General features: G+C 38.1%; 1 protein-coding gene. It reads right to left on the bottom strand.

Annotated features, from left to right (window positions below; translation table 11 throughout):
* Positions 1–111 precede the first annotated feature (111 nt).
* Positions 112–515, bottom strand: a 404-nt coding sequence (locus I6F66_RS22285; RefSeq protein ID WP_197209920.1) for an ISAs1 family transposase, incomplete at its 5' end; no start/stop codon positions are given.

Here is a 515-nt window from a genome sequence, read left to right as displayed (position 1 = left end):
TATATTTTTTTTGATATAAAAAGTAAAAAAACAATACTTAAAAAAGTAAGTAAATCAAATAAGAAAAATTCGAAGTAGGTAATAGTCCCAGGGCAAGAGCATGAAAAAACACTATAAATTCAATACCTTTTCAAGATAAGCTGTACTGCGCATCGCTTTCTTCTGCTTTGCTGGCATACCTTTACTAAAACTGGTTTCAGCCTTTAATTGATTAAATGCGATATGCCTCAGCCCTGCAAATACTGGCGCTGCACCTTCGCGCCTAATTCGGCACTCATCTTCTTTAAATCCTACGTCTAAACGCCAATGTAATCCGTTCTCTATTTGCCAATGTTGCCGCGCTGACCTTGCCAATTCTTCCGCCGTTAAATATGCTGAACTGATATAGTACCTATAACATAACTCATTGCTTACTTTACCTTTTTCCTTTCTGTAGGAAACAATAACGCCCACCGTCTTTGCACCTTCCCAGTGTATCGTTTCTGATAAATCACTTACATCATGACGCACTGCAC

Origin of the sequence: Pseudoalteromonas sp. NZS100_1, from assembly GCF_015864285.1 — a bacterium.
Classification (GTDB): domain Bacteria; phylum Pseudomonadota; class Gammaproteobacteria; order Enterobacterales; family Alteromonadaceae; genus Pseudoalteromonas; species Pseudoalteromonas arctica.
The sequence above is the reverse complement of the archived record's forward strand: the minus strand, read 5'-3'. Positions and strand labels throughout refer to the sequence as shown.